Origin of the sequence: uncultured Muriicola sp., assembly GCF_947258935.1 — a bacterium.
Classification (GTDB): Bacteria; Bacteroidota; Bacteroidia; order Flavobacteriales; family Flavobacteriaceae; genus Muriicola.
This window is the reverse complement of sequence record NZ_CAMYKH010000110.1, coordinates 1-4909: the sequence shown is the minus strand read 5'-3', so window position 1 is coordinate 4909 and position 4909 is coordinate 1. Positions and strand designations below refer to the sequence as shown.

Genomic DNA, 4909 nt, shown 5'->3' with positions numbered 1-4909 from the left:
AATTGCAGTGACCTGAACCCCAATTCCAAAGGGATTTTTCTCAGGTCCCTTAAAATCTAAAGTTGCATAACTACTTTTTGAGGCGCTTAGATTTTCAAATACAGAAGCCGTATCATCAATGTTATTGGTAATGATCTCCAGATCTCCATCATTGTCGAGATCTGCATACACAGAGCCATTAGAAAAGCCTTCAAAGGAAATTCCCCACTCCTGGTTCATATGAGTAAAGGTGAGGTCCTTATTGTTTTTAAATGCAAAATTATCGATAGGTTCTGATGGCAGATCCATACTTCGTTGAAGCAGGTTATCTAAAGGCCTTCCTTCTTTTTCCCAGTTCAGAAAGAAGTCGCGATTATTGATTTCTTTGCGAGTTCCATTGGAAATAAAGATATCTTTCCACCCATCATTATCAAGATCCGCAATTAGAGGGCCCCAACTCCAATCAGTAGAAGACACTCCTGCTAATCTGGAAATATTGCTAAAATCTGGGAGGGAATCATTTAGCATTCCGTTGTTGATTTGTAAACTATTTTGCATGTATTGATAATGGAAGCCCGAATATACTGTGCTCCAAAAAAGATCGGGGTTCATACTGGCCATGTTGGCCTTGGATCTTCTATTCACATTGGCAGTCATGTCTACCTGCAGAATATCGAGCAGGTCATCGTTATTAAAATCGGCAATATCAACACCCATTCCGTAGAACGCTGTGTTCTTGGTTACCTTTTTCACTTCTTCTGAGAAGGTTCCATTCTTATTATTTATAAACAGGTAGTCTGGTGTAGAAAAATCATTGGAGATATAGAGATCTGGCCAACCATCCTTGTTAAGGTCACCTACTGTAGCACTTAATGAGAGGCCAAAAGTTAAAAGTCCGGCCTCTTCGGTGACATCAACAAAGCTGCCATCATCATTCCGATAAAGTTTGTCGGTTTCAAGAGGTTTAGGATATTGTTGTTTAAAACTGTAAAAGCTATTTGGGGCATCGAAACGGGTAGGGGGGTAATTGGCTACATACGCATCCAGGTCCCCATCGAGGTCGTAATCAAAAAAGGTGGCTTGCACACTATTGCCGGGGTCAGCCAGGCCATACTCTCCCGCTTTTTCGGTGAATGTAAGATCTCCATTATTGACAAATAATTGATTTTCCTTCACCCCAAATTTACCACCAACAGAGCAGTAAATATCTAATAGTCCATCGTGGTTGATATCTACCATGGTGGTTCCCGTATACCATCTGTCGTCTCCTGAGATCCCTGCGCTATCTGAGATATCTTCAAAGCGCATCTCACCTTTGTTGATGTATAGTTTGTTAGGGACCATATTACCGGTAAAGAAAAGATCTATGAGACCGTCATTATTGACATCACCTGCAGAGACTCCTCCACCCATATAGATATAGGCATAGGTGAAATAGTTCAGGGAGTCATTTTCTGTGAGTTGATTAATAAACGTAATGCCTGTATCTTCTTTTTCCAGTTTTTTGAAGATACGTGCCGCGGTTGATTCGGGATTGTTACAAGAAGCTAGTAAAAAGAGGCAAATGGCAGAAACAATAAAATAGGTCTTCATAGGATTAACATCTCAATATTTAAATATAGGAATTCGCAGCAGTATTAAAAACAAAAAACAGGGCATTTAACATGCCCTGTTTTTAATTTAGATTGGTTTATTACTTAGAATCCAGGATTCTGTACTATAGCCCCACCACTTAAATCGATCGCGTTGATCGGGATCGGTAAAAGGTCCATATTAGGCATATAGGTGCCTGCTTTCTGACCAAAATTAGGAATAGTACGTGCTTCGTTCTGTACATAGGCGTTAAGTACGCTTGCTGCTACGCCCCATCTTCTAAGATCAAAGAGTCTATGTCCTTCCATGGCTAGTTCCAGTCTGCGTTCAAAGCGTACAGCTTTCCTTGCTACTGCTGCATCTGTCCAGGCAGCCGTATAAGGCTCAATTTGATAATTAGCTGCATCAGCGGTACCTGAAGCGTCCTGAAGATACGTCATATTTTTGGCCCGGTTACGTACCTCGTTCACATAACCACGAGCGGTTTCAAGTGAACCAACTTCTACTTCTGCCTCTGCTGCCATCAGCAGCACATCGGCATAACGCATTATATGATAGTTTACGCCAGAGAATTGTTGTCCCCATGGACCTGTTCCCTGGTTTCCGGTTTCACTAGCCTGATATACATTTTTCTTAGGTAAATAAGGGCCAGAAATGTCAGCATCAGTAGCTCGCACCCAGTCCTGCCCTGGATTAATACCGTAACCGTTGTATTCAATTCCCCTTCTACCTGCAGTATAATCCAGTCTAGGGTCTAAAGGCCCTGTGTGAGGAGTAAAAGGATCTGCACTTGTAAGCTCCTGATCATTGGTTACATCGGTTTGGTTAAAGGTATCCAGCAATGGCAAACCGGTTCCATCTGTCTGATAAGCGTTTACCAGATCCTGGGTAGGTTGGTAAAAACCACAACAAAACCCTAGGGCATTAGGGAAATTCAGAGTTCCCCCTTGGTTCCCGTTCCAGGAAATACTTCCACCCGGGGTGAACTGAATCGAAAAAACAGGTTCTGAACCGTTTTCACCTGCCAGGGAGAAATTGGCTAAAAATTCCGGGTTAAGGGAATAAGGCCCGTTGTTTATCACATCAGTAAACAAAGGTAAAGCTGCACCAAACTCCTGCTGAAACATATGAGCTTTCCCCAGAAATGCCTTGGCAGTCCATGATGTAGGACGCCCTATTTCGGCTTGTGAGGGAGGTAAATTATCAATTGCAAATTGGAAATCGGCTTCAATTTGTTCCCAGATTGGACCTGTATTGGGCTGGTTGAACTCTGTATTAGCAAAGTTTTCTTCTGAGATATAAGAAACATTCCCAAACATCTTTTGTAGTTCAAAATTATAGTGTCCCCTGAGGAAACGCGCCTCCGCCAGTTTTGAATTAAAGTCGCCCCCTTCAATTTTACTGATAAGGTCAATTACTGCATTGGCTCTGTTTACCCCGGCATACCTACTATCCCACATAGTTAGGTAGGGATTACCAGCAGTCCAGTCGTAAATTTCCAGAAGGTATAGGTCCGCTTGATCCCCGTCCGTACTCCCTTTATGGGCATCATCGGAAATCGCATCAAGCCACCAGTTGTCTCCGGATCCGTTCCATTCTGCGCCTGGAGCATTGTTTCGAATACCATCGAGCGTAGAATAAGCACCTACCAGGAGTAAGTCAACACCCGTCTCATTAAGAAGGGTTGCATCGCTCAAAGCTCCTATTGCTGGTACTTCGCTAAATTCATCGTTACAAGCAAAAACTAGAGCGATTATGGTTAAATAATAAAAGAATCTCTTTTTCATTTTTTTAAAATTTTGTGTTAATACCTATAGTAATTATCTGTGCCACCGGATAAACAGGGTTAGTACCATCGACAGCCAAAGATAGGTTATCGTTCGAAATTACTTCCGGATCCAATCCTGTGTAATCGGTAATAGTGAACAAATTGGTGCCCTGAATATAAAGTCGGAACATATCCAGACCAATGGTACTGGCAATGTCATCATTAAATGTATATCCTATCTGTAGATTCTTCATTCTCAAAAAGGATGCGTCTTCTACAAAATAAGAATTCGGGCTTGTCTCATTATTGGTAATGCTCTGACTCAATGCAGGCAATGTAGCATTGGTATTAGAAGGTGTCCACGAATCTAGTACCCGTACGCTTTGGTTTGACCCAAAGAATGTAGGGAAGTCTGAAAAGATCTTCTGATAGTTGTACGCATCGTTGCCCTGTGATCCGGAGAAAAAGGCAGACATATCAAATCCTTTATAACCAAGACTTAAATTCACACCATAGGTGAAATCAGGGTGTGGACTACCAATATAGGTACGGTCGTTATCATCACTGACACCGTTGCCATCCACATCTTCGTAGGTCCACCGGCCGGCACTGTCAAAGCCCGTTATCCTCCGGCCATAGAATTCAGATATTGCACGCCCTACTTCAGTTCGGGTTGCAGCTCCACCTCTAAGGTCCGTCCTACCTGCCTGGAAATCACTAATCAATGCTTTAACCTCATTTTTGTAGTGTGAGATGTTTGCATTTATGGCATAATTCAGTCCATAGCTGGTTTCGTGACTATAGCCAATACCCAGATCAAAACCGGTGTTTTGGATATCTCCCAGGTTTACCAAAGGTGCCGAAGCATCTATTGCGGTAGTACTGATAAGACTATTATCACGTGTGATAAGGTCCTCGGTATCAATATCAAAATACTCGAAAGATACAGTCAGGTCATTATTGAAAAGACCCATTTCAAATCCGAAGTTAGTTGTAACACTGGTTTCCCATTTTAAATTAGGATTCCCTACCTGACTTAGGATAGCACCTGTGGCAATAGAACTTCCGTCCAATGAATAGTTAGCGAGATTTTCGCTTAGATTCGAAATGTTAATTGTTGGGTTACTAGCAGGCAAGGTCTGGTTCCCCAATTGACCGTAAGATGCCTTTAGTTTAAGTCTGCTGACGATCCCGTCCTTTGGGAAGAAATCTTCATCACTCATTAACCAACCTGCACTAAAGGAAGGGAAGGTCTGGCTCTGGTTGTCTCCCAGGAATCGAGAGGACTTATCATTCCTCAATGTAACCGTGGCAAAATATTTTCCCTGGTACGAGTAATTTGCCGTACCAAAAAGGGAGAACAAGGTATTTCCACCATCATAAGCGAAATCAACATTAGCAAGACTACTCCCATTGCTTAACAAGTAAAAATCAGGAGTTTCAAACAAATAACCTTGTCTGCTGACACCTTTCCCTTTGCTTTGCTCTTCTACAGCTTCTACACCGACAAGGGCATTAATGTTATGCTCGCCAATTACGGTGCTGTAATTAAGTACGTTGTTCCAGGTC

At 42.3% G+C, this 4909-nt stretch carries 3 protein-coding genes; all 3 read right to left on the bottom strand.

Annotated features, from left to right (window positions below):
• On the bottom strand, positions 1-1572 hold a 1572-nt coding region (locus Q0X72_RS13090; protein WP_297766280.1), incomplete at its 3' end, for a VCBS repeat-containing protein.
• A gap of 104 nt (positions 1573-1676) precedes the next feature.
• Positions 1677-3359, bottom strand: a complete 1683-nt coding sequence (locus tag Q0X72_RS13085; RefSeq protein ID WP_297766278.1) for a RagB/SusD family nutrient uptake outer membrane protein — start codon at positions 3357-3359, stop codon at positions 1677-1679.
• Positions 3360-3363: 4 nt separating this feature from the next.
• Positions 3364-4909: SusC/RagA family TonB-linked outer membrane protein (locus Q0X72_RS13080; RefSeq protein WP_297766276.1), on the bottom strand; the 1546-nt coding region annotated here is incomplete at its 5' end.